Origin of the sequence: Pseudomonas sp. 478 (genome assembly GCF_003254125.1) — a bacterium.
GTDB lineage: Bacteria > Pseudomonadota > Gammaproteobacteria > Pseudomonadales > Pseudomonadaceae > Aquipseudomonas.
Genome location: NZ_QKZG01000009.1, coordinates 121,674 through 146,853, shown reverse-complemented (window position 1 = coordinate 146,853; position 25,180 = coordinate 121,674). Strand labels below are relative to the sequence as shown.

Below are 25,180 nucleotides of genomic sequence, written 5' to 3'. Positions count from 1 at the left end.
CACTCAGGTTATCCACAGGCAGTTCCACAGGCATTGTGGGTAAAGACCCACACCTCAATGACAACCTGATGACTGCCAGACCCGTTGCGCGCTGTGATGCAGGATTCCATGACGGCGCGCCAACGCCTTGCGGTCCTTGCTGTAGCCGCCGCCGATCACGCCAACTACGGGAATATCCCGGCCCAGGCAATGACGCATCACGCTTTCATCGCGAGCGGCGACGCCTTCGTCTGTCAGCTTCAGATAGCCGAGCGCGTCATCTTTATGCACATCGACGCCGGCGTCGTACAACACCAGGTCAGGTTGGTAGAGCGGCAGCAAATAATTGAGCGCATCGTCCACCACCTTCAGGTAATCGGCATCGCCCATGCCCTTGGGCAGTGGAATGTCCCAGTCACTTTCGGCTTTGCGTGCAGGAAAGTTCTTCTCGCAGTGCAGGGAAACGGTCACCGCTTCCGGGGTGTTGTGCAGGATCCGTGCAGTCCCGTCGCCCTGATGTACATCGCAGTCGAAGATCAGCACCCGATTTATCCGACCGCTTTCCAGCAGGAAATGGCTGATCACGGCCAGGTCATTGAAGATGCAGAACCCGGCAGGATGGTCGTAATGCGCGTGATGGGTGCCGCCGGCCAAGTGACAGGCCAAACCATGTTCCAGCGCCTGCTCGGCCGCCAGCAGCGAGCCGCCAACCGCCCGCACCGTGCGCCGGGCCAAGGCTTCGCTCCAGGGCAGGCCGAGGCGCCGCTGGTCTTCGCGGGACAACTCGCCGCCCATGTAGCGTTCGATATACGCAGGGTCATGTGCGAGCGCGAGAATCTCTGGCGGGCAGAGGTCGGGGCGCAGCAGGTCGGCGTCGCGAGTCAGTCCGCTGTCCACCAGGTGATCGCGCAGCAGGCGAAACTTGTCCATGGGGAAGCGGTGATCCGCCGGGAACTCGGGACTGTAGTCTTCGTGATAGATCAGGGGCAGGGGCATGACGAATTAACGTAGGAATGAAGGACGGATCCTACCAGCGTTGTAGACTTGCGGCATGGAAAGGGGGAGATGATGGAACCGATACTGGAACTCGAGAGCGCGCGACTGCTGTTACGGCAGTGGAGCGATGAAGATTTGCCGGAGTTTGCGGCGATGTGCGCCGATCCACAGGTGATGCGATATTTTCCGGCGCCTTTGAGTCGTCTGGAAAGTGCCTCGCTGATCGGACGGATTCGCGGTCATTTTGCCGAACATGGTTTCGGTCTCTGGGCGCTGGAGCGCAAGGACACCGGGGCATTTATCGGTTTTACCGGGCTTGCAGAGGTCGGCTTCGACGCACGCTTTACCCCGGCCACCGAAATCGGCTGGCGCCTGGCCCGCGAACACTGGGGCCTTGGCTACGCCAGTGAAGCGGCGTGGACCGCTCTGCGCTGCGGGTTTGACCGGTTGGCGCTGAAAGAAGTGGTGTCCTTCACTACCGAAACCAACACGCCGTCGCAGAAAGTCATGCAGGCCATCGGCATGCATCATGATTCAGCCGATGATTTCGACCACCCGATGCTCGCGGTCGATCATCCCCTGCGTCACCATGCGCTGTACCGCATCACCCGTGAACAATGGCTGCAAACCTTGCATGGATAAGCCGGCACGGACGTTTACAATGGCTCCCATGGGCCCTGGCCAGAAATTGAATCGACCGTCGCAGCCATGACTGCGCGGCATGCGTTGTGTGAGGAGAGTCTGAATGAGCCAAGTGTTGGATGATCTGGTTGACCTGCTGACCCTGGAACCGATCGAAGAAAACCTGTTCCGTGGCCGCAGCCAGGACCTGGGTTTTCGTCAGCTGTTCGGTGGTCAGGTGATCGGTCAGTCCCTGTCGGCGGCCAGTCAGACGGTCGAAGAAGCGCGCCATGTGCATTCGATGCACGGTTATTTCCTGCGTCCCGGCGATTCCGCGTTGCCTGTGGTTTATCAGGTTGATCGGGTGCGCGACGGTGGCAGTTTCAGCACGCGCCGGGTGACGGCGATCCAGAAGGGCAACCCTATCTTCACCTGCAGTGCGTCGTTCCAGTACGACGAAGAAGGCTTCCAGCACCAGGCCGAGATGCCGGTTGTGGTCGGCCCGGAGAACCTGCCATCAGAGCTGGAGCTTGCTCAGCAACGTGCGCACCTGATTCCCGAGCACATGCGTGAAAAACTGCTGTGCCCGAAACCGATCGAGTTCCGCCCGATCACCGAGAAAGATCCCTACAACCCGCAGCCGTCCGATCCAATCAAATACGTCTGGTTTCGCGCTGACGGTGCCTTGGCCGATTCTCCGGCGCTGCATAAATACTTGCTGGCCTACGCTTCGGATTTCGGTCTGCTGACCACCTCGATGCAGCCCCATGGCAAATCGGTCTGGCAGAAAGACATGCAGGTCGCCAGCCTCGATCACGCGCTGTGGTTCCATCAGGATCTGCGTGCCGATGATTGGTTGCTGTATGCGATGGACAGTCCTTGGGCGGGCAACTCGCGCGGTTTCTGCCGTGGCAGCGTGTTCAATCGTGCCGGGCAACTGGTGGCGTCGGTCACGCAGGAAGGCCTGATTCGCCACCGCAAGGATTGGGCATGAGCCTGGCCGAGGTGCGGCACTGGGTGTTCGACATGGACGGCACCCTGACGGTGGCCGTGCATGACTTCGCGGCGATCCGCGTGGCGTTGGCGATTCCTGCCGAACACGACATCCTGACCCACCTCGCCGCGCTGCCGGCCGATGAAGCCGCCGCCAAACATGCGTGGTTGCTGGAACACGAACGGGACCTGGCGCTCGGTTCGAAAGCGGCACCGGGTGCGGTAGAACTGGTGCGCGAGCTGGCCGGGCGCGGTTATCACCTGGGCATTCTCACGCGCAATGCGCGCGAACTGGCGCATGTCACGCTGGAGGCGATCGGCCTGGCCGACTGCTTCGCGGTGGAGGATGTACTGGGCCGTGATGAAGCGCCGCCAAAACCGCATCCCGGTGGTTTGCTGAAGTTGGCCCAGGCCTGGAATGTCCCGGCCAGTGAGATGGTGATGGTCGGTGACTACCGTTTTGATCTGGATTGCGGTCGGGCGGCAGGGGCGCGGACGGTGTTGGTGAACCTGCCGGAGAATCCCTGGCCTGAGTTGACGGATTGGCATGCGGCGGATTGCGTGGCGTTGCGGCAGATGCTTGCGGCTTGAGAGATTGGCTGCCTGTTTGATCGCCTTCGCGAGCAAGCCCGCTCTCACATTGGATCTGCGTCGGATGCAAATTTTGCATTCATGGAGATCCAATGTGGGAGCGGGCTTGCTCGCGAAGGCGCCTGATCAGACGCCTCAGAATTCACTGACCAAACAACGCCTTCTGCCCCTGCGGCGAGTTGAACATCCCATCCCCGTCATGCCCGACCCCGGGCACTTCAATCAGTTGCTGACTCAATCCTTGAGGATGCAGCCGCTTCAGATAAGCAAAATAATTACGCCCGCGAGCCAATCGATTGGCGCCCTGAGCCTGGGCCTCACAGCTTTTATCCAGCGCCGGCTGATTCGGGTCGTTGTCCTGCTGCCCGAGCAGGTAAACGACATCGCGCTTGACGTAGTTTTCTTCCAGCTGCTTGGCGGTTTGCCCTTTGGCATAGGCGGGTAAATCCACCAGTCCATATTTCCAGTGATTGAAATTCGGGCAACCGGCGTGTTTGAACGCCACCGGCCGTCGTTCATCGAAGTACGCATAAGACGACGGGTTGGCAATGACGTAACGCACCTGAATGTCGGCCGCCTTGAGCGCTGGCTGATCGTGGCCCAGCAACGCGTATCGCTGCACCACCTGAGCGCCGCCTGAGTGACCGGCGATGACGATTTGCTTCACGTCCGGAAACTGTTTTCGATCGCCGATTCGGGCGATGATTTCGTCGAGCGCCGCGTAGGAACTCATGGAAAACGGAGCGCTGGATTCACCGCCCGCCATCCAGTCATTGCCCTGCCAGCGCAATACGCTGTCAGCCACGGGATGGGCTGCGACGTCGGTTTCATTGAGAAACTGCGGGGCGATCACCAAGGTGCTCGCGGTTTGCCCGGCCTGTTCGGCCGCGTGCACGGCGCTTTGGCGATAGGTATCGGCATTGCGCAATCGACCATGGATGATGATCAGCACGCGTTCGATTTTCGTCGGCGCCGTGCCGATGCCCACCGCGATTTCACCTGCAGTCAGCAGCAGGCGTCCGGAGCTGACCTCTTTGACCGCATGCTCGGCAGCCTGGGCGCTTGCGCAGGTGATCAGTAGAGCTAACAGCCACTTATTCATTTATAGGTTTTTCGCTGCAAAGGTATCGCACTGGCCGACCTGGCCTTGTGCGAATCCGGTTTTGAACCAGCGCACCCTTTGCGCCGACGTACCATGAGTAAACGAGTCCGGCACCACACGACCCTGACCTTGCTGTTGCAAGCGGTCATCGCCGATGGCATTGGCGGCGTTCAAGGCTTCTTCGATGTCACCGGGTTCCAGCCAGTTCAGCCGTTTCTGCGCGTTGTTGGCCCAGACTCCGGCCAGGCAATCGGCCTGCAGTTCCTGGCGTACCAGCAAACCGCCGTCACCTTCCATCTGCCGACCCTGTTGGCGGGCGGTCTGAATTTTCGCCGACACACCGAGCAAGGTCTGCACATGGTGTCCGACTTCGTGAGCGATCACGTAGGCCTGGGCGAAGTCGCCAGCGGCGGAAAAGCGTTGGGACATTTCCTGGAAGAAACTCATGTCCAGGTAGACCTTCTGGTCCGCCGGGCAATAGAACGGACCGGTCGCCGAACTGGCCAGACCGCAGGCCGAGTTGACGCGGCCACTGAACAGCACCAGGGTCGGGTCCTTATATTGACGACCGGCCTGCTGGAAAATCTGACCCCAGGTGTCTTCGGTATCGCCGAGGATCGAGCGCACGAACTCGGCTCCTTCATCAGTGGCCGGCGGTGCCTTGCGGGTTTGAGTCGGTGCCGGTGCAGATTGCTCGCTCATCTGCCCGGTCAGTTGCCCGAGGATTTGCAGCGGGTCCTGGCCGGTCATCCAGCCGATCCCGACGATCAGGATAATCGCCGTCAGGCTCAGGCCCTTGCCGCCACCGAAACGCATCCCGCCACCGCCACTGCCGACATCATCTCCACGGGCATCGACCACGTTGTCGCTGCGTCGGCCTTTTTTCCATAGCATGTGGGAATCCTCTGATTGTCCGTGGGGATGAGTGTTGCTGCTGAGCGGGAGCGGCGCCAGTCCGGTCGTCCATCTTTTGTTGCGCACAGCAGCCGTCCCGGCAACCTGTGGTGGGTGGCCGGGCGTCTTCCAGACTCGTATTGAACACGGACAACCCATCTAATTCCTTCAGGCGACGGGTTTTTATCGAGCAGGCGACCGCCTGCATCGTTATCGGACAGTGGGTTCCAGATTTCGCATTCGGTCGGTTGTCTTCTAGAATCGGACAAATTTTGTGTGGAACCTCCCATGGCCGGCAGTCAGATTGAACGTGTTTTCAGCGTGCTTGAAAGCCTCACCAGTGACCCTCGTGGCCTGCCGATGCAGACGCTGGCGGAGCAATTGGATATTCCCAAAAGCGCGACTCACCGGTTGCTCGCCGAGCTGATTCGGCTGGGTTATGTGCGGCAGAATCCGGAGAACCTGCGGTATCACCTGTCGACCAAACTGGTGGCCATGGGTTTCCGTTATTTGTCGGGCAGCGGCGCCGATATTGTGCAGCCGGTGCTTGATCGCCTCGCCGAGGAAACCGGTGAACTGGTGCGTCTTGGGGTGATTGAAGGTGAGCGGCAGATCTGGATCGCCAAATCCCAGGGCGCCCGTTCCGGCCTGCGCTACGACCCGGACATGGGCCGCGATGCGCCTTTGTTTTACACCGCGTCGGGGCATGCGTGGCTGGCGTGTATGAGCGATGCCGAGGCGCTGTCCCTGGTCGAACGGCAGGGTGGTGAGCGGCCGAAAGACCTCGGGCCGAATGCACCACGCTCCAACATCGAATTGCTGGAGCGCTTGCGTCTGGCGCGGGAGCAGGGTTATGCCTGGGTTGAGGAGAGTTCGGCGGTGGGCACCTCGGCGATTGCTGCGGTGGTGCGACATCCGAGTGATGGTCGAGTCATCGGTGTGCTGAGCATCGCCGGGCCGAGCGCGCGGATGCCGGGGGCGCGATTGCATGAGTTGGCGCCGCTGTTGTTGAAGTTTGCCGATGAGCTGTCAGCGGCCAGTCTGGCGTCGGAGCTGTTCAACTGACCACTACAGAAACCGTGCGTTGTTCGCACACTTTTTCGGTTTACTTGTGTGGGAATCTGGAACAAGGTTCTAAATTATTCGGGTTCGCCTTTCCTGTAAGGGATGCTTTTAAATAGTTGATGCACTACACAAGGGATACCGAATGACCGTCAGCACTCCGCTCTCCGGTGTAAACCAACCCTTCAAAGGGATTTTGCTGATCGTCGTTGCGACCTTCCTGTTTTCCAGTCACGACGCCTTGTCGAAATACCTCTCGGGCTTCTACCCGATCGTCATGGTGGTGTGGGCCCGTTATCTGGTTCACACCTTACTCATGGCCGGGATTTTTCTGCCGCAATCCGGGCTGGGTGTCCTACGAACCAAACGGCCGTTACTTCAGCTGTTGCGGGCGTTGTGCCTGTTGGGCACCAGTCTGTTTTTCACCACTGGCTTGCAGTACATCCCCTTGGCCGAAGCTACGGCGGTCAACTTTCTTGCGCCGGTTCTGGTGACTGCGCTGTCGGTGCCACTGCTGCGCGAGCACGTCACCCGTGGCCAGTGGATTGCGGTGATTTGCGGCTTCATCGGCGTGTTGATCATCGTCCATCCCGGCGGAGAACTCTTTACCCCGGCGGTGTTGCTGCCGCTCTGCTCGGCGCTGTTTTTCTGCTTCTATCAATTGCTCACCCGCAAGCTCAGCAACATCGACAGCCCGACCACCAGCAACTTCTTCGCCGGGCTGTGCAACACCCTGGTGATGAGTGCGCTGGTGCCTTTCTTCTGGCAAGTCCCCAGCCTGGGCCATGGATTCATGATGGTGGCGCTGGGCGCCTGCGGGATGACGGCTCACCTGTTTCTGACGCAAGCCTTCCGCCATGCGGCCCCGGCGTTGTTGGCGCCGTTTGGTTATTGCCAGATTGTCTTTGCCGGTTTGCTGGGCTGGTTGCTGTTTTCTCACACGCCGACCCTGACCACCGTGGTCGGGATCGCCGTGATTTGTTGCAGCGGGTTGGCAGCCGCCTGGCAGCAGAGTCGTCAGTGAGAGCAGCAGGGCAGGCCTGGAATCAGGCCTGCCGGGGGAGGGGTTTTACGGGGTGACGGTCGGAATCTTGCGCGGTGCCATGAAGTACATCCAGATCAGCGCGATGAAGTACATCGCCGGAATCATGGTGAACAGCACGGTGTAGTTGTTGTTGGTGATCGTCAGAATGTGGCCGACCAACTGGGTCATGAACATCCCGCCGATGGCCGCGCACATGCCACCGAAGCCGAACACTGTACTCATCATGTGTTTAGGCGTGTAGTCCATCACCAGGCTCCAGATGTTCGCGGTCCAGGCCTGGTGCGCACCGATGGCCAGGGAGATGGCGAACACCGCGACCCACAGACTGCTCGAACCCGCCGCCATGATCACGCCGACGATGCAGCAGGCGAACAGGAACATGGACATCAGCCGCGCCTTGATCGGGTTGACGCCACGGCCGATCAGGAACGAGGACAAGATCCCCCCGCCGACGCTGCCGAAATCGGCAGTGAGGTAGATGATGATCAGCGGGATACCCATCTGGGTCACGTTGATCCCCAGGTTGTATTGCTGATTGAGGAACGGCGGCAGCCAGTAGAGGTAGAACCAGAACACCGGCGCGGTGATCGCGTAAGCCAGGGCGAAGGCCCAAGTGCCACGCATGCGCAGGATTTTCGAGAACGGTACGCGGGATTGTTCCGGCTCTACTTCCTTCTGGATGTAGTCCAGTTCCGATTGTTTGACGCTCGGATGTTCTTCCGGGTTGTAGTACTTCAAGCCCCAGAACAACAACCAGATCCCGCCCAGTGCCGACATGCACAGGAACGCGGCCTGCCAGCCCCATACATGCAGGATCAGCGGCAATAACATGGGGGTGAACATCGCGCCGACGTTGGTCCCGGCGTTGAAGATGCCGGTGGCCACGGCGCGTTCGCCGGCCGGGAACCACAACCGGGTGGTCTTCACGCATGCCGGGTAATTGGCGGCTTCCGTCAGACCCAGAATGAATCGGCAGACCATGAAGCCGACGGCCGAAGTGGCCAGGCCATGGGCGCCGGTCGCCAGGCTCCAGAGCAGCACGGCGAAGAAGAACACGCGCTTGACGCCGACCCGATCGATCAACCGGCCTTGCAGCACGAAACCGATGGCGTAGCCGACCTGGAACCAGAAGTTGATGTTGGCGTAGTCCATCGCCGTCCAGCTCATTTCCTTGGCGAGAATAGGCTGCATCACGCCCAGTGCGGCGCGGTCGATGTAGTTCAGGGTGGTGGCGAAGAACACCAGCGCCAGCATGCCCCAACGGGTTTTGCCGACCGCCATCGCACCGCGGATCTTGTCGCCGATGCCGCTGGTGGCAGGAGTCATGGAGGAACGCTCCACGGAAGAGCTTTGAGAAGGATTCATGTAGGCCACCGATTATTTTTATGTGGTGTTCTGGGTCTTTGGTCATCCGGGGCCCGTGGTTGATGACGGCCCCCAATGTGGCGTTGATGTTGCGCAGTGGACGAAAAATCGTCAATTCGCCAAGGGCCATTGTGTTCGATAATCGCACGCAAAACTAACTGGGTAGTACACTTTGAATTGCTGTGTCGATTCGACCGGCCAATAATCCATCCCAAGTTAAACGCCATCCCTGTAGGAGCCCGGCTTGTCGGCGATGGCGTCCTCGAAATCGCCATCGCCGGCAAGCCGTGCTCCTACTCGAAGCGTGCGATTGATAACAAGATTGTCTCCACCACCGGGAGTCGAAATATGCAGCGTTCCATTGCCACCGTGTCCTTGAGCGGTACCCTGCCGGAAAAACTTGAAGCCATCGCCGCCGCCGGTTTCGACGGGGTGGAAATTTTCGAGAATGACCTTCTCTACTACGACGGCAGTCCGCGGGAAATTAAACAGATGTGCGCCGATCTCGGGATCGCGATCACGCTGTTTCAACCTTTCCGGGATTTCGAGGGCTGCCGCCGCGACCGCCTGCCGCGCAACCTGGAACGGGCCGAGCGCAAGTTCGACCTGATGCAGGAACTGGGCACCGACCTGGTGCTGGTGTGCAGCAACGCTTCGGCCGACGCCATCGGTGACGAACAGATTCTGATCGACGATTTACGCTTGCTGGCCGAACACGCCGGTGCTCGTGGTTTGCGGATCGGCTATGAAGCGCTGGCCTGGGGCCGCCACGTGAACACTTATCAACAGGTATGGAATATCGTCCGTCAGGCCGATCACCCAAACCTCGGCGTGTTGCTGGACAGCTTTCACACGCTGTCACTCAAGGGTGATCCGAGCGCGATCGCCGAGATTCCCGGCGACAAGATTTTCTTCGTGCAAATGGCCGACGCGCCGATCCTGGCCATGGACGTGCTGGAGTGGAGCCGGCATTTTCGCTGTTTCCCGGGCCAGGGCGAATTCGATCTGCCGGGTTTTCTCGCGCCAATCATCAAGAGCGGTTACGCCGGGCCGTTGTCGCTGGAGATCTTCAACGACGGCTTCCGCGCCGCGCCGCCACGGGCCAATGCCGCCGACGGTTTGCGCTCGTTGCTGTACCTGGAGGAGAAAACTCGCGAGCGTCTGGCGCAAGAAGCCAAGCCACCGGCCACTGTCGACATTCTGTTCGAGACGCCCCAGGCCAGCGAGTACAACGGCATCGAATTTCTTGAATTCGCCGTGGACGAAAGTCTTGGCGCCAAGCTGTCACATTGGCTGGAGCGGCTGGGTTTTGTCAAAGCCGGCCAGCATCGTTCCAAGAGCGTGAGCTTGCTGCGTCAGGGTGATATCAACCTGATCCTCAATTCCGAGCCTTACTCGTTCGCCCACAGTTTTTTTGAGGCACATGGCCCCTCGCTGTGCGCCACCGCCGTGCGGGTCAAGGACAGCGCCAGTGCGCTGGCTCGGGCCGTGGCTTATAAAGGTCAGCCGTATCGCGGGCTGGTCGGCCCCAATGAACTGGAGCTCGCCGCGGTGCGCGCGCCGGATGGCAGCCTGATTTATCTGGTGGACCAGGACGCCGATGTCTACGGCACCGACTTCAATCTGCAACCCGCCGCTGTGGCCAGCGGCGGCCTCAAGCGCATTGACCATATGGCGATGGCGCTGCCGGCCGACAGCCTCGACAGTTGGGTGCTGTTCTATAAAAGCCTGCTGGATTTTGAAGCCGATGATGAAGTGGTGCTGCCTGACCCGTACGGCTTGGTAAAGAGTCGGGCGCTGCGCAGCCGGGACAGTTCGATCCGCTTGCCGTTGAACATTTCCGAGAACCGCAACACCGCGATCTCACATGCACTGTCGAGTTATCGCGGCTCCGGCGTGCATCACATCGCCTTCGATTGCGACGATATTTTTGCCGAAGTCAGCCGGGCCAAGGAGGCGGGCGTACCGCTGCTGGATATCCCGCTCAATTACTACGATGACCTCGCCGCGCGGTTCGATTTCGACGACGAGTTCCTCAGCGAACTGGCCTATTACAACGTGCTCTACGACCGCGATGCCCAAGGTGGCGAGCTGTTCCATGTGTATACCGAACCGTTCGAAGGACGCTTCTTCTTCGAAATCATCCAGCGCAAGAACGGTTACGCAGGTTACGGCGCAGCCAATGTCGCGGTGCGACTGGCGGCCATGGCCAAGTCTCGAAGCGGTGCCGTACGTCAGGCAAAGTTGTAGGAAAATCGTAAACATGGGTACAAACCGCCGCCGCGCGGCTTCCTTCACTGTGCGGCGCGGCCCATAATCGCCCACCTGTGCAGTGATGGCCGTGAGCCCGCAATGACGATAACTTCAGAACTCTCCGCAGCGCCCGACGAGCCGATTGTCGAGCCGCGCAAGAGTCGCAAGAACAACCCGGAAAAGACCCGCGAGAATATCCTTCAAGAGGCGATTGTCGAGTTCGTCCAGCAGGGGCTTTCCGGCGCTCGCGTCGATGCGATTGCCGAGCGCATCCACACCTCAAAACGCATGATCTATTACTACTTCGGCAGTAAGGAACAGCTCTACGTCGAGGTGCTGGAGAAACTCTACGGCGATATCCGCAGCACCGAAAATCGTCTGCACCTGACGGAACTGGCTCCGGTGGAGGCGATTCGGCGGCTGGTGGAGTTCACTTTCGACCACCATGATCGCAACGTCGACTTCGTGCGTATCGTCAGCATCGAGAACATTCACAACGCTGAATACGTGAAGCGCTCCGATGCGATCAAGGCGATGAACAACACCATCCTCGATTCACTGGGCGAAATTTTGCGTCGCGGTGCTGAGGAGGGTGTGTTCCGGGCAGGGCTTGATCCGTTGGATGTGCATCTGCTGATCAGTTCGTTCTGCTTCTATCGCGTGTCGAACCGCCATACCTTAAGTGAGATTTTTCAGATCGACCTGCCGGAAGAAAGCATCAAGCAACGTCATCGGGCGATGATCTGCGAGTCGGTTTTGCGCTATCTGCAGGCCTGACGCCTTCGCTTTTCAGCCATTCATGCTCTGAAAATGCTCGAGCATTCGCTGCGCATCCGGCACCACGCCGCTGAACAACTCAAACGCCTTCACCGCTTGAAACACCGCCATGTTGCCGCCATCCAGCGTGCGGCAACCCAACGCGCGGGCGTTGCGCAGCAGTTCGGTTTCCAGCGGGAAGTAAACGATCTCTGCCACCCACAATTCACCTCTAAGCAGCTCCACCGGCACTGGCATGCCCGGTAGTTTTTTCATGCCCATGGGGGTGGTGTTTACCAGGCCGTCTGCCTGGGCCAGGGTACTCGGCAAGTCATGGCCCGCCACAGCCCGGCCGACGCCGAAATGTTGATTGAGGTTGTCCGCCAGGCTCTGGGCGCGGCTGGTCTCCACGTCGAAAATGCTCAGCAGCTGTACGCCTTCACTCAAGAGTGCATGGGCCACTGCCGCGCCGGCGCCACCGGCACCCATTTGCACGACGCGCTCAAGGGCAACGCCCTGCAAGCCACGACGGAAACCTTCGGCGAAGCCCAGGCAATCGGTGTTGTGGCCGATGCGTTTGCCGTCCTTCAGCACAACTGTGTTCACCGCCCCAATGCCTCGGGCTTCCGGTGACAATTCGTCGAGCAGCGGGATGATCGTCTGCTTGCACGGAAAGGTGATGTTCAGGCCGGTGAAGTTCATCCGCTCGGCGGCTAACAGCAGGTCGGGCAGGGCGCTGCTATCGAGTTTCAACGGGTCCAGATCGATCAGGCGATAGAGGTAACGCAAACCCTGGGCATCGCCTTCATGCTCGTGCAGCGCCGGGGTGCGAGAAGCCTGGATGCCGGCGCCGATCAGTCCGGCCAGTACAGCGTTGGTCTGAGTCACGGTCTTCATCCCTTCAAACGTTGGCTGAAATGCTCCAGCGCCAGGCGATAGCCGTGGCTGCCGAAACCGGCCATCACCGCCGTGGCGATGGCCGACACAAAAGAGTGATGGCGGAAGGGCTCGCGGGCATGAACGTTGGACAGGTGGACTTCGATCACCGGCAATTCGCTGGCGACCAACGCATCTCGGATCGCGACCGAGGTGTGGGTCCAGGCGGCCGGGTTGATGACGATCCCGGCGCAACGACCGCGAGCGGCGTGAATCCAGTCGAGCAGTTCGCCTTCATGATTGGTCTGGCGAAACTCCACCGCCAGGCCGAACTCTTCGGCGGCACGACCGCACAAGGCTGAGATGTCGGCCAGGGTTTCGTGGCCGTAAGTCGCCGGCTCACGGGTGCCGAGCAGGTTCAGATTCGGGCCGTTGAGCACCAGAACGATAGGGGACATCGGGGTCTCTCCACTTATTGTTTTTGGCATTGGCCGAGGGTTTCAGCCTGTGGAGATAAATTGTACTAGCTGGTTAATTTGGTCAATTGAAGAGGCGGTTCTCAGGGTTAATGTGTGCGGTGATCGGACGGTTTCGGCTTTTCAGCGGGGCAGATGCTCAACCAGGAAGTCGATAAACGCCCTTAAACGCAACGGCATATGGCGCGTTTGTGGGTAGAGCAGGGTGAACGGTCGCGAGCGCCCGCCATACGGCTTGAGCACTTCCACCAGCGAGCCATCGGCCAGTTCGTTTTCGACGATGAAGCGATAGGTCTGGAACAGTCCCGCGCCATGTTTGGCCAGGGTCACGCCGCCCAGCACATCATCGGAACAACTGAGGTTGCCTTCGGCCAGAATCTCCCGGTGCACGCCATTGTCGTTGAACAGCCAGGCAATCCGTCGACCGCTGCTGGGCAATTCGTACTGGATGCACTCGTGCTGTTTAAGATCATCCAGCGTTTGTGGAATGCCCGCGTGCTTGAGGTAGTCAGGACTGGCAATCATCACCAGCGCGGCGTCTTCCAACTGTCGGGCGATCAGGCCGGAATCCGGAATCGCCCGCACGCGGATCGCCATGTCATAGCCTTCACCGACGAAATCGATGTTGCGATTACTGATGTGCGACTCGACCTTCACCGCTGGAAAGCGCGCCCGGAAAGCCGGCAACAACGGCAGAATCCGGTGATGGGCATAGGTGGTGGGAATGCTGATGCGCAGGGTGCCGGAAGGCTGTTGCTGCTGGCCCATGACCTCACGCTGGGCCTCGACCAATTGCGCCAGCGCCTGGCGACATTCTTCGTAATACCGGCGACCACTGTCGGTCAGCTTGACGCTGCGGGTGGTGCGGGCGAACAACTGCACGCCCAGGCGTTCTTCCATGCGCGACACCGAACGGCTCACGGCTGCGGGCGTCACGCCAGCCACCAGTGCGGCAGCGGTAAAGCTGCCGGCCTCGGCGGCCAGGCAAAACAGCTCGATGCTGCCCAGTTGAAGATCGTCGAATTGTCGCTGCATGATTGATTACACCGGGGATCAAATGAAGTGTGTGAGTCAGTGTTTATCAGATGTCTGCACACAGATACAGGGCGTTCGTGATGAACAAACCCGTCGGGATGATTTCCTGACAAGCCAAGACAGCCGTCCTCGGGACGGCTTTTTTGTAGGCGCGAGGAAAGGATTGCTTACCATTTTGCGGTGTTATCCACCGGCCCGAGCCGAGCCTTGGCGCTAGTCTCAAAAGTCGCAGTGATGATTCAGCACTGTGCCAGTTATCGGATTTTCCAGGGAATGTCGGGTCTTCGGGCTCATTAACCTAACGGATGGGTTAGCATGAGATTATTCAGCTACAAAGGGTTTTCAATGGTGATCATGTTGCGCGATGAGCACTGCCCGCCGCATGCACATGTGGATGCCGGAACCTGGAGTGCGCGCTTCAAATTCAGCTTCTGGCACAACAGTGTCGAGCTGTGGGACGTGGTTCCTCATTCTCGCAGGCCACCTGTGGCGGTGCTGGAAGGGTTGCGTCACGCGCTCGGACAACCCGCTCATTTGCGCCGTGCTCGGTGCATCTGGTGGGACAAGCTGCACACGGTCTGCCTCGATCATCAGATATGGGACTGGCAAACCAGCGAAGTCGTGGTGGTAAAAAGGGTCGCCAGTACGACCTGCATGATTGGCTCGGCTTGCTATGAGCCCGAGACGAACAAGACCCTGCTGGCGCTGATAGGCGTTCCGGAGGGCGTGGAGATCGAACTATGAAAACGATAACAGCAAAAATGTTGGTGGATCGGCCCGTAACCGAAGCCGTGCTGGATGAAGCCATCCAGCGTGGCCAGCTGCGCCACAAAGGCGGTCTGCGGGCGACTTCGGTGACCTTTGTGGAACCGTGCCTGGCGGTCAATTTCATTGATGGCAGTGGCGTGCTGTTGCCCGTGCAGCACTATCCGGAGTTCGATGATTTCGACGTCGAGGATTTCGCAGACCTGAAAGTCGGCTTTTCCGGGACTGCCCTTTGCCACGAGGGCAAGGATCTGCAAGTCTCCATCGCCGGGATGGTTTCGGCCAGCAAGCCGCTGATGGATATGGCCGCGTCGGTCATCGCCTCGCGTAATGGTCGCCAAAGCAGCGCTGCCAAAGCAGAGGCTGCGCGGGCGAATGGCCGTAAGGGCGGGCGCCCGCGCAAGACCGATATCACCGTTTAAGCACGCACAAAAAAGCCGTCGTGATGACGGCTGATTTGTATCTGGCGTCGGCAATTACCGGCGTGTCAACAACACCCCGGATTCCATGTGATGGGTCCATGGGAACTGGTCGAACATTGCGCATCGGGTGATGCGATGGGTGTCGTGCAACTGGGCGATGTTGGCCGCCAGGGTTTCCGGGTTGCAGGAGATGTAGAGGATGTTGTCGAAGCGACGGGTCAGCTCGCAGGTGTCCGGATCCATGCCGGCCCGAGGCGGATCGACGAAGACGCTACCGAACTCGTAGCTCTTCAGATCGATTCCGTGCAGACGACGGAACGGACGAACTTCGTTCAGGGCTTCGGTCAGCTCCTCGGCGGACAAGCGCACCAGGGTGACGTTATTCACAGCGTTTTCGCTGAGATTGCTCAACGCGGCATTGACCGACGCCTTGCTGATTTCGGTGGCCAGCACTTTGCGCACGCGCGTCGCGAGCGGCAAGGTGAAGTTGCCGTTGCCGCAATACAGCTCGAGCAAATCGTCGGAGCGATCGCCAAGTGAGTCGTAAGCCCAGTTGAGCATCTTCTGGTTCACGGTGCCGTTGGGCTGGGTGAACGCGCCTTCCGGCTGGCGATAGCTGAAGGTGCGACCGCCGACGTCCATCTGCTCGACCACGTAATCGTGACCGATCACTTCGCGTTTGCCCTTGGAGCGGCCGATGATGCTGACGTTCAAATCGGCTGCCAGTTTCGATGCCGCCGCGTGCCAATGCTCGTCCAGCGGGCGGTGATAGCACAAGGTGATCATCGCATCGCCAGCCAGGGTGGTCAGGAACTCCACCTGAAACAGCTTGTTGCTCAGGGCCGCACTGGCTTGCCACGCTGCTTTCAGCTGCGGCATCAATTCGTTGATGCGCAGGCTGGCGATCGGAAATTCTTCGATCAGGATCGGCGTGCGCTTGTCTTCCTGGGAAAACATCGCGTAGTGACGATCACCGGCTTCGCGCCACAGGCGGAATTCGGCGCGCAGGCGGAAGTTTTTCAGCGGTGAGTCGAACACCACAGGTTCTGGCGCACCGAACGGGGCCAACAGGTCACGCAGGCGCGTGACCTTCTCTTCGAGCTGAACGGCGTAAGCCTTGGAATCAAAAGTCATGCGTTGAACCAACCCAGCTTGATCACGAACAGAATCGACAGAATCACCAGTGCCGAGTTCAGCTCACGGCCGCGGCCGGACAGCAACTTGATCGCGGTCCAGGAGATGAAACCGAAGGCGATGCCATTGGCGATGGAATAAGTGAACGGCATGGCCAGAGCAGTGACCACGACCGGTGCGGCGACGGTGATGTCGTCCCAGTCTATTTCGGCCAGGCCGGATGTCATCAGTACCGCGACGAACAGCAGCGCAGGTGCGGTAGCAAAGGCTGGAACGCTGGCCGCCAATGGCGAGAAGAACAGCGCCAACAGGAACAGAATCGCCACGACAACGGCGGTCAGGCCCGTGCGGCCACCGGCACTCACGCCGGCTGCGGATTCGATGTAACTGGTGGTGGTCGAGGTGCCCAGCAGCGAACCGGCCATGGCCGCGGTACTGTCGGCAATCAGGGCGCGCCCCATTTTCGGCATGTGGCCGTCCTTGCCCATCAGGCCGGCGCGCTTGGCGACGCCGATCAGGGTGCCGGAGTTGTCGAACAGGTCGACGAACAGGAAGGCGAAGATCACGCTGACCAGCCCGATGTCCAGGGCGCCCTTGATGTCCAGTTGCAGGAAGGTCGGGGCCAGGGACGGCGGCATCGACATCACGCCGCCGAACGGGGTGAAGCCCATCACGATCGAAGCGATGGTGACTGCCAGAATGCCGATCAGTACTGCGCCGCGCACTTTCAGCGCTTCAAGGGCCACGATCAGGGCAAAGCCGAGGGTCGCGAGGATCGGGGCCGGTTGTTTCAAATCGCCGAGGCCGACCATGGTTGCCGGGTTGCTCACCACGATGCCTGCGTTATGCAGGGCGATCAGGGCCAGGAACAGGCCGATACCGGCGGCAATCGCCGAGCGCAGCGGCAACGGGATACTGTTGATGATCCATTCGCGGATGCGGAAGATCGACAGCAGGAAGAACAGCACTGCCGAAATGAACACCGCTCCCAGCGCTACTTGCCAGGTGTGGCCCATGTGCAGGACCACGGTGTAGGTAAAGAAGGCGTTCAGGCCCATGCCCGGCGCGAGAGCGATCGGGTAGTTGGCGATCAGGCCCATCACCGTCGAACCGATGGCGGCTGCCAGACACGTGGCGACGAACACCGCGCCCTTGTCCATGCCGGTCTCGCCGAGGATGCTCGGGTTGACGAACAGAATGTAGGCCATGGCCAAAAAGGTCGTGAAGCCCGCCAGAATCTCGGTCCGCACGTTGGTGTTGTGTGCCTTGAGTTGAAACAGCCTTTCCAGCATGTCTGCTCCCCGTGGCGCGCCAGGCGCCGTGAATGTATCGACCTCAACAGCAAAGCACAGACCGCTGCTGGCGCCTGGTAATTTTCTGTGGGTCGGAAAAAGCCGCGCATCATACCAGCAGCGTGGGGTTATGGCTGCTTATGGCTGCGATCGTCGTCGATGTTTTGCGGTAAAGCCAAGTACGCCATACTGCGCGCTGGTTTTGGGGGTACTTATGTATTGCATGAATAAACGTCTGATTGCCGTATTCGGAGTGTCGATCGCCTTGTTCCTGGGGGCGCACACCGCCTCGGCTGCATCGGCAGCGCCGTTGAGTCAGGTGAAGGTACTCAAGGTCGAGTCGCCGAGCTGTGGTTTTGAAGACATTGCGCAGGGGCAAGAGCAAACCCGCTGCAATCACAGCGGACCGAACATCAAGGTCTACGTGCTGGAAGTCGGTTACGGTCGTAGCGCGCATGTCGGGGTGGACGGTTTTGAAGTGAACGGCACCCGGACCCCGGTCTGTGCTTTTGATAATGGCAACCTGACTGAGTGCACCGTCGGGAAAAAAACCGTCGGCTATCTGTACGTCTTCGATCTGGCGGGTAAACAGGAAGGCACGTTCACCTTCAGCAACACGTCGATCAACGCGCCAGGCAATACATTGTCGACGCAGCTTTACATCAAGTAACGGCAGGCTCGAACAAGGGGCAGGAAAGCTGACTACGCTTTAAAGATCATCCAGTGGACTGCGCCCATGACCTTTAGAGCTCTGATTACCCTCGCCGAGGGCATCGATGACCTGCAATCAGTGACCCTGATCGATGTGCTACGCCGTGCCAAGGTTGAAGTGGTGGTGGCCAGCGTCGAGGGACGGCGCATGCTCACCTGCGCGCGCGGCACCCGAGTGACGTCCGATGCGATGCTGGTGGACGTGCTGGCACAGCCGTTCGACCTGATCGTCCTGCCCGGTGGTGACGTGGGGGCGCAACATCTGGCGGCGCATCAACCCCTGCAACAATTGATCAAGGATCAGGCAGCGGCCGGGCGCCTGTTCGCCGGCATCGCCGAGGCCCCGGCGCTGGCGTTGCAAGCCTTTGGCGTACTGCGTCAGCGGCGCATGACCTGCCTGCCCTCGGCCAGCCATCAACTGTTGGGGTGCAACTTCGTCGATCAACCAGTGGTGGTCGATGGCAACTGCATCACTGCCCAAGGTTCAGGGGCAGCGTTGCAATTCGCCCTGACGCTGGTGGAACAACTCTGCGGTAAGGCCACGCGAGCGGCGGTGGCGGGGGAGTTGGTGGTTTAGAAAATGTCAGGCGTGGGCGGCAATGGGTTCGATGACCGGTTGCTCACGCTGCTCTGCTTGCCAGAGATCGTAATCAGTCTGAACACCTAGCCACATTCTGGCCTTACCAATTCCAGCCCGCTCCAGGCGTACCGCCAAATCAGGGCTGATCGGCGCGTGGCCATGCAGCACTCGCGATAGATGCGGACGCGCAAATCGCAGGTGCCGGGCCAGTTCTGTGACGCTGATGCCAAGTTCAGGCAATACATCTATCAAAAGGGTTTCGCCAGGGTGTGGCGGGTTGTGCATGGGCATGTCCTGCCTCCTGTCAGTGGTAGTCCACATAGTCGACCAGTTCGATATCTGAATCGATAAAACGAAAAATAATCGCCAGTTCCCCTGAAACGCTCAGTGACCAGTATTCGGTCAACTCTCCCTTGAGTGGGTGTAATCGCCATCCCGGAAGGTCCAGGTCGCCAGGTAGTGCTGCGCGGTCCATGAACTGAAGCATCCGAGACAAACGCTTCGCATGGTCTGCGCGGATCCCACGAGTCGAACCTGTTTCATAGAAGCCACGAAGGCCTTTGTGCTGAAAGGATTTGATCATGGGATAAGTGTAAGGCGATACATTACACCTGATGCACTATCTATGTATTGCACCTGCTCGGCAAAAGTGTGATCGGCAACTGCTTCAGACCTTCACTTCTTCCACCGGCACATGCATGCGGTCGCGGTTTGCCAGGGTCGGGAACAGTTTGATCCACGCCCCGGTCACCACCAATGTGCCAATACCGCCCATGACCACGGCCGGTACGGTGCCAAACCAGTGGGCGGTCAAGCCGGATTCAAACTCGCCCAACTGGTTCGAAGCACCAATGAACAGACCGTTCACGGCACTGACCCGGCCGCGCATTTCGTCCGGGGTTTCCAGTTGCACGAAGGAGGCACGGATCACCATGCTGATCATGTCCGCCGCGCCCAGCACCACCAATACCGCCAGGGAAAACCAGAACGAGGTCGACAGGCCGAACGCAATGGTCGCGACGCCGAACACACCCACTGCGGTGAACATGACCCGTCCGACTTTGCGCTCCACGGCAAATCTCGCCAGGTACAGCGACATCAGCAGCGCACCGACTGCCGGCGCTGAACGCAGCAGGCCCAAGCCCCAAGGGCCGATCAGCAGGATGTCCTTGGCGAACACCGGCAGCAACGCCGTTGCGCCACCGAGCAGGACGGCAAACAGATCCAGAGAAATCGCCCCGAGAATGTCCGGACGACTACGAATGAAGCGGATGCCCGCCAGCAGCGAATCCAGCGTCGCCTTGCCCTTGTTCAGCGGTGTCTGCCGTGCAGGCAAGTTGAGCATCAGCAGGCAGGCGATGAGGTAGAGGATCACTGTCGGGCCATAGACCCAGACGCTGCCGAAGGCGTAAAGCAACCCTCCGAGGGCCGGGGCAACGATAGTCGCCGATTGCTGTGCGGATTGGGCGGCGGCGACGGCGCGGGGAAACAGCGCGCTGGGCACGATGCTCGGCAACAAGGCTTGAGTGGTCGGCATTTCGAAGGAGCGGGCGGCACCGAGCAGAAACGCGAGGATGAAGATCATCTCCCGGGTGACATTGTCGGTCGCACTACCGATGGCCAGCGACAGGGCGATCAACGCTTGCACGGACTGACAGATTGCCGCGACCTTGCGCCGGTCATAACGGTCCGCGACATGCCCGGTGTGCAGCATGAACAGCACCCGCGGGGCGAATTCCACCAGACCGACGAGGCCCAGGTCGAGCACATTGCCGGTCAATTGGTAGAGGTTCCAGCCAATGGCCACGGTGAGCATCTGGAAACCGCTGGCGGTAAACACCCGAGCCAGCCAGAACGCGATAAAAGGGCGGTGATGACGTAACAGCAAAGGCGCTTGGCTGGGCATCTGAGGGCAGGTCTTGAGCGAGGGGAGGGTCGAGATTATCACCAAGCTGTAACCAAAAGTTGCAGGGCAGGGAAATTTAGTTAGCTAGACACCGATCTCGAAAACGCAGAAAGCCCGCTCCCACAGGGAATGTGTTTCTGCCTATGACCGTAGCGCTGAGGCAACCTGTCACGCGGCAAAAGACCACACCGTCCATCGTCAAAAATGGGACTACTCTTTCAACGTTGCTTGATCCAGATCAAGACCGTTCATGGAATTGATCCGGCGGCCAGATGGCCAGACTCCCTACGTTGTGATGTTTGTAGAAAAAGAACGAATTCAAATTCGCCACACTCCATATCCGTGGGGGCAGTGGGTGTAGGCCGCAAGCCTTCAGCCGGTATTACCTGACAGAGGAAGACTTATGTTCGGTTTGGAGGCACTTGATCTCGCCCGGATTCAGTTTGCGTTCACCATTTCGTTTCACATTCTATTTCCCGCCATCACCATTGGCCTGGCGAGTTACCTGGCGGTGCTCGAAGGTCTGTGGCTGAAAACCCATAACGACACGTACCGCGATCTGTACCACTTCTGGTCGAAGATCTTTGCGGTCAACTTCGGCATGGGCGTGGTCTCCGGACTCGTCATGGCCTATCAGTTCGGCACCAACTGGAGCCGCTTCTCGGACTTCGCCGGCTCCGTGACCGGGCCACTGCTGACGTACGAAGTACTCACCGCTTTCTTCCTCGAAGCCGGTTTCCTCGGGGTCATGCTGTTCGGCTGGAACAAGGTCGGGCGCAATCTGCACTTCTTCGCCACGGTCATGGTCGCCATCGGCACACTGATCTCGACCTTCTGGATTCTCGCGTCCAACAGCTGGATGCAGACGCCGCAAGGCTACGAAATCGTCAATGGCCAGGTCATACCGGTGGACTGGCTGGCGGTAATCTTCAACCCGTCGTTCCCGTACCGCCTGATGCACATGGCCACGGCAGCGTTCGTTGCGACCGCCTTCTTCGTCGGTTCCTCGGCGGCCTGGCATTTGCTGCGCGGCAAGGACAACCCGGCGATCCGCACCATGCTCTCGATGGCCATGTGGATGGCCTTGATCGTGGCGCCGATTCAGGCGGTCATCGGTGACTTCCACGGGCTGAACACGCTTGAGCATCAGCCGGCGAAAATCGCCGCGATTGAAGGCCACTGGGAAAACCACGGCGATGAGCCGACCCCGCTGATCCTGTTCGGCTGGCCGGACATGAAAGAAGAACGGACCAAATTCGCGGTAGAGATCCCGTACCTGGGCAGCCTGATCCTCACGCACTCGCTGGACAAACAGGTCCCGGCACTCAAGGAGTTCCCGCCTGAAGACCGACCGAATTCAACCATCGTGTTCTGGTCGTTCCGGATCATGGTCGGCCTGGGTTTCCTGATGATCTTCACCGGTCTGTGGAGCCTGTGGCTGCGTAAACGCGACAAGCTGTATACCTCGCGACCGTTCCTGTACCTGGCGTTGTGGATGGGGCCTTCCGGCCTGATCGCGATCCTCGCCGGTTGGTTCACCACTGAAATCGGCCGTCAGCCGTGGGTGGTCTACGGCCTGATGCGCACGGCAGACGCGTCCTCCAATCACAGCTTCATGCAGATGAGCATCACGTTGATCATGTTCGTCGTGGTCTATTTCGCGCTGTTCGGTGCCGGTCTGGGCTACATGATGCGCCTGGTGCGCAAAGGGCCGAAGATCGACGAAGGCAAGGAAACCAACGAGGGTGGTCCTGGCCAGAAACGCACGCCAGCCCGTCCGCTGTCCGCCGCCGATGACAACGGTGACGGCGACCACCGCCCCAGCCTGACCAAGGAGATTTGACTCATGGGTATTGATCTTCCGCTGATCTGGGCCGTGATCATCATCTTCGGCATCATGATGTACGTGGTCATGGACGGTTTCGATTTGGGGATCGGGATTCTCTTCCCGTTCATTCCGGGCAAGACCGATCGTGACGTGATGATGAACACCGTCGCGCCGGTCTGGGACGGTAACGAAACCTGGTTGGTACTGGGCGGCGCAGCGTTGTTCGGTGCCTTTCCGCTGGCCTATTCGGTGGTGCTCTCGGCGTTGTACCTGCCGCTGATTTTCATGCTGATCGGGCTGATCTTTCGCGGCGTGGCCTTCGAGTTCCGCTTCAAGGCCAGGGACGACAAGCGCCATCTCTGGGACAAGGCGTTCATCGGTGGCTCGGTTGCCGCCACCTTTTTCCAGGGCGTTGCGTTGGGTGCATTCATTGATGGGTTGCCGGTGGTCAATCGCCAATTTGCCGGTGGCTCACTGGACTGGTTGACGCCGTTCACCCTGTTCTGCGGCGTGGCGCTGGTGGTGGCTTATGCGCTGCTCGGTTGCACCTGGCTGATCATGAAGACCGAAGGCAAGTTGCAGGAGCAGATGCATGACCTGGCTCGGCCTCTGGCTTTCGTGGTACTGGCGGTGATTGGTATTGTCAGCATCTGGACCCCGCTGGCCCATGCCGAGATTGCCGCTCGCTGGTTCACCCTGCCGAATCTGTTCTGGTTCCTGCCGGTGCCGATTCTGGTGCTGGTGACCATGTACGGTCTGATCCGTGCAGTGGCTCGCAATGCGCACTACACGCCATTCCTGCTGACGCTGGTGCTGATCTTCCTCGGCTACAGCGGTTTGGGTATCAGCCTGTGGCCGAACATCGTGCCGCCGTCGATCTCGATCTGGGACGCTGCCGCACCACCGCAAAGCCAGGGCTTCATGCTGGTGGGCACGCTGTTCATCATCCCGTTCATCCTGGGTTACACCTTCTGGAGCTACTACGTGTTCCGCGGCAAGGTCACCCACGAAGATGGCTATCACTAGAGCGCGCGACTGTGGCGCAGGGCTGATACCTGCGCCATTTCTTCAGAGGAGATTGCGATGATGGCGGGTAAACATTCCTTGCAGGAAATCGAAGCAGCAGAGAAAAAGCCGCTTTGGCAGCGACTCGGCTGGCTGGCGATGATCTGGACCGGTAGCGTTGTGGCGCTGTTCATCGTGGCCAGTCTGATGCGCATGTTCATGAATGCCGCGGGGCTGACGACCCACTGATTTTTTGCAACAGATCCCATCCCGTTGCCTTGCGGCACGGATTCACAACCCTCCTTGGCTGGAGGGTTTTTTTTACCCGGGATTATTTTCGGGCTTTAAGGATCACGAACTTGGGTGTGGCCGCCACTTGCTCGACACCGCGGAACAACCGCGCGAGCTTGCTGTGATAACCCAGATGACGGTTGCCGACGATGTACAGCGCGCCGCCGACGACCAGCGCCTCTCGGGCCTGCTGGAACATGCGCCAGGCCAGGAAGTCGCCGACGACTTGTTGTTGGTGAAACGGTGGGTTGCACAGGACGACGTCCAGAGACTCAGGTTCCTGACCCGCCAAACCATCGCCGGCACGTACCACCACTTCCCGCTCACCCAGTGCCGCGTGCCAGTTTTCGGCCGCCGATTGCACGGCCATGAACGATTCGTCCACGAGCGTGTAGTGGGCTTCTGGGTTTTGCAGGGCGCTGGCGATGGCCAAAACGCCGTTGCCACAACCGAGGTCGGCCACCCGCGCTGAGCCAAGGTTCTTTGGCAGGTGCGGCAAGAACGCTCGCGTGCCGATATCCAGCCCTTCGCGGCAGAACACATTGGCGTGATTCAGCAGTTCGATCTCAGGGGCGTCGAGTCGATAGCGGGTCGGGTAGGGGGACACGACGGGTGCTTTGACTTCAGCGGTCGCGATCAATAGCCGAGCCTTCTTCACCGCCAGCGAGGCTTGCACCGGGCCGATGTAGCGCTCCAGCAGATCGCCCGCAGCGCGAGGTAAATGCTTGATCATCGCCGCCGCAATCACCTGGGCTCCCGGCGCCAGTTGGCCCTGCAAGCGAATCAGTTGTTCTTCCAGCAAGGCGAGGGTTTTCGGGACCCGGATCAGTACCCGGTCAAAGGGGCCTGAAAAGGCTTCACTGGCAGGTACGCTTGGCACCGCATCAAATGCCTGGCCGTTACGGATCAGATTTTTTTCCAGTCCCTGAAAGGCCAGGAACGAGTCGCCGCTGCTGGTCACTTGAACCTTGCCCACCAGGCTGGCGGCCAATGCGCCAAAGCTGTCGTTGAGCACCAAAACCCGAGTGTCGGCCGAGGGCTGTTGGTCGGCCAGATGGGCTAGCAGGTATTCGTCTGCGGCGTCAAACGCCTGCAGCGGTTCGTTCTGCTGTTCGGGCTGGCGGATCAGGTCGAGTCGGGCGAAGGGTGTTTCGAGCAAGGGCATGAGGCGGGGCTCTGGGTAATCAACGGGGTCATCAACA

Annotated in this window: 27 protein-coding genes; 14 read left to right on the top strand and 13 right to left on the bottom strand. The window is 59.7% G+C overall.

Annotation, left to right across the window (positions count from 1 at the left end; all coding sequences use genetic code 11):
- Window positions 1-54: 54 nt before the first annotated feature.
- A complete protein-coding gene (locus tag DFS28_RS19765; protein WP_111451138.1) occupies window positions 55-975 on the bottom strand; it encodes a histone deacetylase in 921 nt (306 codons plus the stop codon).
- A gap of 72 nt (window positions 976-1,047) precedes the next feature.
- Between DFS28_RS19765 and DFS28_RS19760 the strand changes: the two genes are divergently transcribed.
- The 3 genes from DFS28_RS19760 (at window position 1,048) to DFS28_RS19750 (ending at window position 3,180) form a co-directional block, all read left to right on the top strand.
- On the top strand, window positions 1,048-1,617 hold the full coding sequence (locus DFS28_RS19760; protein WP_111451237.1) for a GNAT family N-acetyltransferase: 570 nt from the start codon (window positions 1,048-1,050) through the stop codon (window positions 1,615-1,617).
- Between the two features lie 103 nt (window positions 1,618-1,720).
- Window positions 1,721-2,590 carry an acyl-CoA thioesterase II gene (gene tesB, locus DFS28_RS19755; RefSeq protein WP_111451137.1) on the top strand — a complete coding sequence of 290 codons (870 nt, stop codon included), beginning with the start codon at window positions 1,721-1,723 and terminating at the stop codon, window positions 2,588-2,590.
- Window positions 2,587-3,180 (top strand): HAD family hydrolase, encoded by a 594-nt coding sequence (locus tag DFS28_RS19750; RefSeq protein WP_111451136.1) that lies wholly within the window; start codon window positions 2,587-2,589, stop codon window positions 3,178-3,180. The genes tesB and DFS28_RS19750 overlap by 4 nt, the downstream gene beginning before the upstream one ends.
- Window positions 3,181-3,322: 142 nt before the next feature.
- On the opposite strand, the gene DFS28_RS19745 is transcribed toward DFS28_RS19750, so the two are convergent.
- Window positions 3,323-4,282, bottom strand: coding sequence for an alpha/beta hydrolase (locus DFS28_RS19745; protein WP_111451135.1), 960 nt, complete (start codon window positions 4,280-4,282; stop codon window positions 3,323-3,325).
- Complete coding sequence (locus DFS28_RS19740) at window positions 4,283-5,176, bottom strand: neutral zinc metallopeptidase (protein WP_111451134.1); 894 nt, start codon at window positions 5,174-5,176, stop codon at window positions 4,283-4,285. It abuts the gene before it with no gap.
- Between the two features lie 288 nt (window positions 5,177-5,464).
- Here DFS28_RS19740 and DFS28_RS19735 point away from each other — a divergent pair, with 288 nt between their 5' ends.
- A complete protein-coding gene (locus tag DFS28_RS19735; RefSeq protein WP_111451133.1) occupies window positions 5,465-6,241 on the top strand; it encodes an IclR family transcriptional regulator in 777 nt (258 codons plus the stop codon).
- A 142-nt stretch (window positions 6,242-6,383) separates the two neighbouring features.
- The gene (locus DFS28_RS19730) at window positions 6,384-7,262 is read left to right on the top strand and encodes a DMT family transporter (RefSeq protein ID WP_111451132.1); all 879 of its coding nucleotides are present in this window, start codon (window positions 6,384-6,386) and stop codon (window positions 7,260-7,262) included.
- A gap of 45 nt (window positions 7,263-7,307) precedes the next feature.
- On the opposite strand, the gene DFS28_RS19725 is transcribed toward DFS28_RS19730, so the two are convergent.
- Window positions 7,308-8,609, bottom strand: a complete 1,302-nt coding sequence (locus tag DFS28_RS19725) for an MFS transporter (protein ID WP_256596892.1) — start codon at window positions 8,607-8,609, stop codon at window positions 7,308-7,310.
- A gap of 387 nt (window positions 8,610-8,996) precedes the next feature.
- On the opposite strand from DFS28_RS19725, the gene quiC reads away from it, so the two are divergent.
- Together quiC and DFS28_RS19715 are read left to right on the top strand one after the other, a co-directional pair.
- Entirely contained in the window at window positions 8,997-10,898 is a 1,902-nt protein-coding gene (gene quiC, locus DFS28_RS19720) for a 3-dehydroshikimate dehydratase QuiC (protein ID WP_111451130.1), read from the top strand.
- A 102-nt stretch (window positions 10,899-11,000) separates the two neighbouring features.
- Entirely contained in the window at window positions 11,001-11,678 is a 678-nt protein-coding gene (locus DFS28_RS19715) for a TetR/AcrR family transcriptional regulator (RefSeq protein WP_111451129.1), read from the top strand.
- A 12-nt stretch (window positions 11,679-11,690) separates the two neighbouring features.
- Here the strand turns inward: DFS28_RS19715 and DFS28_RS19710 are convergent, their stop codons facing one another.
- The 3 genes from DFS28_RS19710 to DFS28_RS19700 all read right to left on the bottom strand — a co-directional run bounded on the left by DFS28_RS19710 (window position 11,691) and on the right by DFS28_RS19700 (window position 14,044).
- Window positions 11,691-12,554: a shikimate dehydrogenase gene (locus DFS28_RS19710; protein ID WP_371922178.1), complete on the bottom strand. Its 864-nt coding sequence runs from the start codon at window positions 12,552-12,554 to the stop codon at window positions 11,691-11,693.
- Entirely contained in the window at window positions 12,551-12,991 is a 441-nt protein-coding gene (gene aroQ / locus DFS28_RS19705; protein ID WP_008149179.1) for a type II 3-dehydroquinate dehydratase, read from the bottom strand. The genes DFS28_RS19710 and aroQ overlap by 4 nt, the downstream gene beginning before the upstream one ends.
- 141 nt (window positions 12,992-13,132) lie before the next feature.
- The gene (locus DFS28_RS19700) at window positions 13,133-14,044 is read right to left on the bottom strand and encodes a LysR family transcriptional regulator (RefSeq protein ID WP_111451128.1); all 912 of its coding nucleotides are present in this window, start codon (window positions 14,042-14,044) and stop codon (window positions 13,133-13,135) included.
- A 315-nt stretch (window positions 14,045-14,359) separates the two neighbouring features.
- Here DFS28_RS19700 and DFS28_RS19695 point away from each other — a divergent pair, with 315 nt between their 5' ends.
- Window positions 14,360-14,788 carry a DUF4160 domain-containing protein gene (locus DFS28_RS19695; protein ID WP_111451127.1) on the top strand — a complete coding sequence of 143 codons (429 nt, stop codon included), beginning with the start codon at window positions 14,360-14,362 and terminating at the stop codon, window positions 14,786-14,788.
- Window positions 14,785-15,231, top strand: coding sequence for a DUF2442 domain-containing protein (locus DFS28_RS19690; protein ID WP_111451126.1), 447 nt, complete (start codon window positions 14,785-14,787; stop codon window positions 15,229-15,231). Before DFS28_RS19695 ends, DFS28_RS19690 begins: the two co-directional genes overlap by 4 nt.
- Window positions 15,232-15,285: 54 nt before the next feature.
- Here the strand turns inward: DFS28_RS19690 and trmA are convergent, their stop codons facing one another.
- Both trmA and DFS28_RS19680 read right to left on the bottom strand, forming a co-directional pair.
- Window positions 15,286-16,365, bottom strand: coding sequence for a tRNA (uridine(54)-C5)-methyltransferase TrmA (gene trmA / locus DFS28_RS19685; RefSeq protein ID WP_111451125.1), 1,080 nt, complete (start codon window positions 16,363-16,365; stop codon window positions 15,286-15,288).
- Window positions 16,362-17,657 (bottom strand): NCS2 family permease, encoded by a 1,296-nt coding sequence (locus DFS28_RS19680; protein WP_111451124.1) that lies wholly within the window; start codon window positions 17,655-17,657, stop codon window positions 16,362-16,364. The genes trmA and DFS28_RS19680 overlap by 4 nt, the downstream gene beginning before the upstream one ends.
- A 214-nt stretch (window positions 17,658-17,871) precedes the next feature.
- On the opposite strand from DFS28_RS19680, the gene DFS28_RS19675 reads away from it, so the two are divergent.
- Complete coding sequence (locus DFS28_RS19675; protein WP_111451123.1) at window positions 17,872-18,327, top strand: DUF4879 domain-containing protein; 456 nt, start codon at window positions 17,872-17,874, stop codon at window positions 18,325-18,327.
- A 66-nt stretch (window positions 18,328-18,393) separates the two neighbouring features.
- Window positions 18,394-18,945 carry a DJ-1 family glyoxalase III gene (locus DFS28_RS19670; RefSeq protein ID WP_111451122.1) on the top strand — a complete coding sequence of 184 codons (552 nt, stop codon included), beginning with the start codon at window positions 18,394-18,396 and terminating at the stop codon, window positions 18,943-18,945.
- A 6-nt stretch (window positions 18,946-18,951) separates the two neighbouring features.
- Here the strand turns inward: DFS28_RS19670 and DFS28_RS19665 are convergent, their stop codons facing one another.
- The 3 genes from DFS28_RS19665 to DFS28_RS19655 form a co-directional block, all read right to left on the bottom strand.
- Window positions 18,952-19,239, bottom strand: coding sequence for a HigA family addiction module antitoxin (locus tag DFS28_RS19665; protein ID WP_111451121.1), 288 nt, complete (start codon window positions 19,237-19,239; stop codon window positions 18,952-18,954).
- Window positions 19,240-19,252: 13 nt separating this feature from the next.
- Window positions 19,253-19,531: a type II toxin-antitoxin system RelE/ParE family toxin gene (locus DFS28_RS19660; protein WP_111451120.1), complete on the bottom strand. Its 279-nt coding sequence runs from the start codon at window positions 19,529-19,531 to the stop codon at window positions 19,253-19,255.
- Window positions 19,532-19,615: 84 nt separating this feature from the next.
- The gene (locus DFS28_RS19655; RefSeq protein WP_111451119.1) at window positions 19,616-20,854 is read right to left on the bottom strand and encodes an MFS transporter; all 1,239 of its coding nucleotides are present in this window, start codon (window positions 20,852-20,854) and stop codon (window positions 19,616-19,618) included.
- Between the two features lie 403 nt (window positions 20,855-21,257).
- Between DFS28_RS19655 and DFS28_RS19650 the strand changes: the two genes are divergently transcribed.
- The 3 genes from DFS28_RS19650 to DFS28_RS19640 are packed head-to-tail and all read left to right on the top strand — an operon-like array spanning window position 21,258 to window position 23,936.
- Entirely contained in the window at window positions 21,258-22,697 is a 1,440-nt protein-coding gene (locus DFS28_RS19650) for a cytochrome ubiquinol oxidase subunit I (protein WP_111451118.1), read from the top strand.
- 3 nt (window positions 22,698-22,700) lie between these two features.
- Window positions 22,701-23,708 (top strand): cytochrome d ubiquinol oxidase subunit II, encoded by a 1,008-nt coding sequence (gene cydB, locus DFS28_RS19645; RefSeq protein ID WP_056744661.1) that lies wholly within the window; start codon window positions 22,701-22,703, stop codon window positions 23,706-23,708.
- 60 nt (window positions 23,709-23,768) lie between these two features.
- A complete protein-coding gene (locus tag DFS28_RS19640) occupies window positions 23,769-23,936 on the top strand; it encodes a DUF2474 domain-containing protein (protein WP_074880353.1) in 168 nt (55 codons plus the stop codon).
- A gap of 82 nt (window positions 23,937-24,018) precedes the next feature.
- On the opposite strand, the gene DFS28_RS19635 is transcribed toward DFS28_RS19640, so the two are convergent.
- Window positions 24,019-25,143, bottom strand: coding sequence for a methyltransferase (locus DFS28_RS19635; RefSeq protein ID WP_111451117.1), 1,125 nt, complete (start codon window positions 25,141-25,143; stop codon window positions 24,019-24,021).
- Between the last annotated feature and the right edge of the window lie 37 nt (window positions 25,144-25,180).

What these genes read in the sequence shown, in the direction of transcription:
- DFS28_RS19760 (WP_111451237.1), top strand. Translation starts at nt 1,048, where the DNA reads ATGGAACCGATACTGGAACTCGAGAGCGCGCGACTGCTGTTACGGCAG.
- DFS28_RS19680 (WP_111451124.1), bottom strand. Translation starts at nt 17,657, where the DNA reads ATGCTGGAAAGGCTGTTTCAACTCAAGGCACACAACACCAACGTGCGG.
- DFS28_RS19655 (WP_111451119.1), bottom strand. Translation starts at nt 20,854, where the DNA reads ATGCCCAGCCAAGCGCCTTTGCTGTTACGTCATCACCGCCCTTTTATC.
- aroQ (WP_008149179.1), bottom strand. Translation starts at nt 12,991, where the DNA reads ATGTCCCCTATCGTTCTGGTGCTCAACGGCCCGAATCTGAACCTGCTC.
- DFS28_RS19670 (WP_111451122.1), top strand. Translation starts at nt 18,394, where the DNA reads ATGACCTTTAGAGCTCTGATTACCCTCGCCGAGGGCATCGATGACCTG.
- DFS28_RS19750 (WP_111451136.1), top strand. Translation starts at nt 2,587, where the DNA reads ATGAGCCTGGCCGAGGTGCGGCACTGGGTGTTCGACATGGACGGCACC.
- DFS28_RS19745 (WP_111451135.1), bottom strand. Translation starts at nt 4,282, where the DNA reads ATGAATAAGTGGCTGTTAGCTCTACTGATCACCTGCGCAAGCGCCCAG.
- DFS28_RS19740 (WP_111451134.1), bottom strand. Translation starts at nt 5,176, where the DNA reads ATGCTATGGAAAAAAGGCCGACGCAGCGACAACGTGGTCGATGCCCGT.
- tesB (WP_111451137.1), top strand. Translation starts at nt 1,721, where the DNA reads ATGAGCCAAGTGTTGGATGATCTGGTTGACCTGCTGACCCTGGAACCG.
- DFS28_RS19675 (WP_111451123.1), top strand. Translation starts at nt 17,872, where the DNA reads ATGTATTGCATGAATAAACGTCTGATTGCCGTATTCGGAGTGTCGATC.
- DFS28_RS19660 (WP_111451120.1), bottom strand. Translation starts at nt 19,531, where the DNA reads ATGATCAAATCCTTTCAGCACAAAGGCCTTCGTGGCTTCTATGAAACA.
- DFS28_RS19665 (WP_111451121.1), bottom strand. Translation starts at nt 19,239, where the DNA reads ATGCCCATGCACAACCCGCCACACCCTGGCGAAACCCTTTTGATAGAT.
- trmA (WP_111451125.1), bottom strand. Translation starts at nt 16,365, where the DNA reads ATGACTTTTGATTCCAAGGCTTACGCCGTTCAGCTCGAAGAGAAGGTC.
- DFS28_RS19765 (WP_111451138.1), bottom strand. Translation starts at nt 975, where the DNA reads ATGCCCCTGCCCCTGATCTATCACGAAGACTACAGTCCCGAGTTCCCG.
- DFS28_RS19725 (WP_256596892.1), bottom strand. Translation starts at nt 8,609, where the DNA reads ATGACTCCTGCCACCAGCGGCATCGGCGACAAGATCCGCGGTGCGATG.
- DFS28_RS19695 (WP_111451127.1), top strand. Translation starts at nt 14,360, where the DNA reads ATGAGATTATTCAGCTACAAAGGGTTTTCAATGGTGATCATGTTGCGC.
- DFS28_RS19640 (WP_074880353.1), top strand. Translation starts at nt 23,769, where the DNA reads ATGGCGGGTAAACATTCCTTGCAGGAAATCGAAGCAGCAGAGAAAAAG.
- DFS28_RS19715 (WP_111451129.1), top strand. Translation starts at nt 11,001, where the DNA reads ATGACGATAACTTCAGAACTCTCCGCAGCGCCCGACGAGCCGATTGTC.
- DFS28_RS19735 (WP_111451133.1), top strand. Translation starts at nt 5,465, where the DNA reads ATGGCCGGCAGTCAGATTGAACGTGTTTTCAGCGTGCTTGAAAGCCTC.
- DFS28_RS19730 (WP_111451132.1), top strand. Translation starts at nt 6,384, where the DNA reads ATGACCGTCAGCACTCCGCTCTCCGGTGTAAACCAACCCTTCAAAGGG.
- quiC (WP_111451130.1), top strand. Translation starts at nt 8,997, where the DNA reads ATGCAGCGTTCCATTGCCACCGTGTCCTTGAGCGGTACCCTGCCGGAA.
- DFS28_RS19635 (WP_111451117.1), bottom strand. Translation starts at nt 25,143, where the DNA reads ATGCCCTTGCTCGAAACACCCTTCGCCCGACTCGACCTGATCCGCCAG.
- DFS28_RS19650 (WP_111451118.1), top strand. Translation starts at nt 21,258, where the DNA reads ATGTTCGGTTTGGAGGCACTTGATCTCGCCCGGATTCAGTTTGCGTTC.
- DFS28_RS19710 (WP_371922178.1), bottom strand. Translation starts at nt 12,554, where the DNA reads ATGAAGACCGTGACTCAGACCAACGCTGTACTGGCCGGACTGATCGGC.
- cydB (WP_056744661.1), top strand. Translation starts at nt 22,701, where the DNA reads ATGGGTATTGATCTTCCGCTGATCTGGGCCGTGATCATCATCTTCGGC.
- DFS28_RS19700 (WP_111451128.1), bottom strand. Translation starts at nt 14,044, where the DNA reads ATGCAGCGACAATTCGACGATCTTCAACTGGGCAGCATCGAGCTGTTT.
- DFS28_RS19690 (WP_111451126.1), top strand. Translation starts at nt 14,785, where the DNA reads ATGAAAACGATAACAGCAAAAATGTTGGTGGATCGGCCCGTAACCGAA.